General features: G+C 72.2%; 2 protein-coding genes. Both read right to left on the reverse strand.

The window, feature by feature from the left end; all coding sequences use genetic code 11:
* A partial coding sequence (locus tag AC27IQ_RS23525; RefSeq protein ID WP_487090997.1) for an acetate--CoA ligase family protein occupies positions 1-1,020 on the reverse strand: 1,020 nt, incomplete at its 3' end.
* A 67-nt stretch (positions 1,021-1,087) separates the two neighbouring features.
* Positions 1,088-1,905, reverse strand: an 818-nt coding sequence (locus tag AC27IQ_RS23530; protein ID WP_487090998.1) for an acyl-CoA dehydrogenase family protein, incomplete at its 5' end; no start/stop codon positions are given.

Below are 1,905 nucleotides of genomic sequence, written 5' to 3' on the forward strand. Positions count from 1 at the left end.
GGCCCGCGCGGCGGCCGGCAGCGGCGACAGCTGCAGCCCGCGCTCGCCCGCGTCGTCGGCCATCAGGATGCCGATGCCGCCCGAGCCGGTGACCACGCCGACATCGGTGTTCTGCGGCAGCCGGCCCGTGGTGGAGTGCAGGTAGGCGATGTCGTGCATCTCCTCGATTGAAGCGGCGCGCCAGGCGCCGCACTCCTCGAACACCGTGGCGTACACCGCGTCATCGCCGGCCAGCGAGCCGGTGTGCGTGGATGCGGCGGCCGCGCCCAGTTCCGTGCGCCCCACTTTCATGATGACCACGGGCTTGCCGGCATGCGCGGCCTTGAGCAGAGCGGCGCGCAGGCGATCGCCATCGCGGCAGGACTCGAGCGCCGCGCAGATGACGCGCGTATCGGGGTCGTCCACGAGGTAGTCGATGCACTCGGCGACATCCACGTCCGCCTCGTTGCCCGTGGCCACGATCTTGCTGAAGCCCAGGCCGCGCAGCGATGCCGCGCCGTAGGCGGCCGAGCCGAAGGCCCCACTCTGGGTGGCCAGGGCGATGGGGCCGGGGCGCGGCTTCAAGCCATTGAGCGCCGTGGAGAAGGTGGCAAAGAAGCGCGTGGGCACGTTCAGCAGACCCAGGGAGTTGGGGCCGACCATGCGCACCCCGGCATCGCGGCACAGGCCCACGATGCGGTCCTGCAGCGCGCGTCCCTCGGCGTCCACCTCGGCAAACCCGGCCGTGAGCACCTGGATGGCCTTCACGCCCTTGGCGATGCTGTCACGCACCGCCGCCTCCACGCCCGCCACGGGCACGCAGATGATGGCGTGGTCCACCGGGTGCGGGATGTCGCGCACGCTGGCGTAGGCCGGCAGGCCCTGGATGGTGTCGCCGCTGCGGTTGACGGGGTACAGCGGCGCCTCGAAGCCCCCTTCGAGCATGAAACGCAGCGGCCTGCCGCCGATGCGTTCGGGGTCCGACGAGGCGCCCACCAGGGCGACCGACGTGGGGTGGAACAGCGGGTGCAACGAATGCATGGGAAAGCGTCCTTCTGTGCGGGGTCTCTGTCTGGTCGGTTCGGAAGGCTGGCGTGGCCAGGGCGGCTCAGTGCAGCGCGGGCCGAGCCAGGCGGTCCAGGTGCGCGAAGCGATCGCCCCATTGCAGGCTGCAGGCCAGCGCGTGCATGGCCAGACGCGCCGCGGGCAGTTCGCGCGACATGCCGATGCCCCCGTGCAGCTGGATCGCGGACTCGGCCACCTGGCGCCCCGTGACGGACAGGTAGAGCTTGACCAGCGCGATGTCGCGCGGCGAGCCGCTGGCGGAGCCCTCACACAGGTCCAGCACCTGCCGGCGCACCATGCCGCGCACGTTCTCGTAGGCCACGTACATCTCCACCACGCGGTGGCGCAGCGCCTGGAACGTGGCCAGCGCCACGCCGAACTGCACGCGCGTGGTGAGGTACTCGATGGTCTGCTCGATCATCGCGCCGATAGCGCCCACGGTCTGAGCGCAGGCCAGCAGGCCGCCGACCGCGCTGGCGCGCTCCACGCGGGTGCGCACGTCCTCGCCCTGCGCCAGCACGCTGGACGCCGCCAGCGTGACGCCGGTCAGGGCGATGTCGGCCGTCTGACGCCCGTCGATGCCCAACCAGGTACTGGCGTGGCCCGGCACCGCATCGCGCGGTGCCAGCACCAGCAGCGGCTGGCCATCGTCCTGTGTGGCGACGAACACGAAGTGCGTGGCGGGCTCGGTCAGGTCGGCGCCATGCAGGCGGCCGTTGAGCGTGAGGCGATCGCCATCGCGCACGGCAGCCAGGGGCACCGGGCCCATGTCCAGCACGGGGCAGACCGAGGCCTCGCCCGCGGCCATGGCCCGCAGCACGTTGCTGGCGCCCGGCAGGCCGGCCAGCAGCAGGGGCACCA

The sequence above is a fragment of the Acidovorax sp. KPB24-07 genome, from assembly GCF_057543315.1.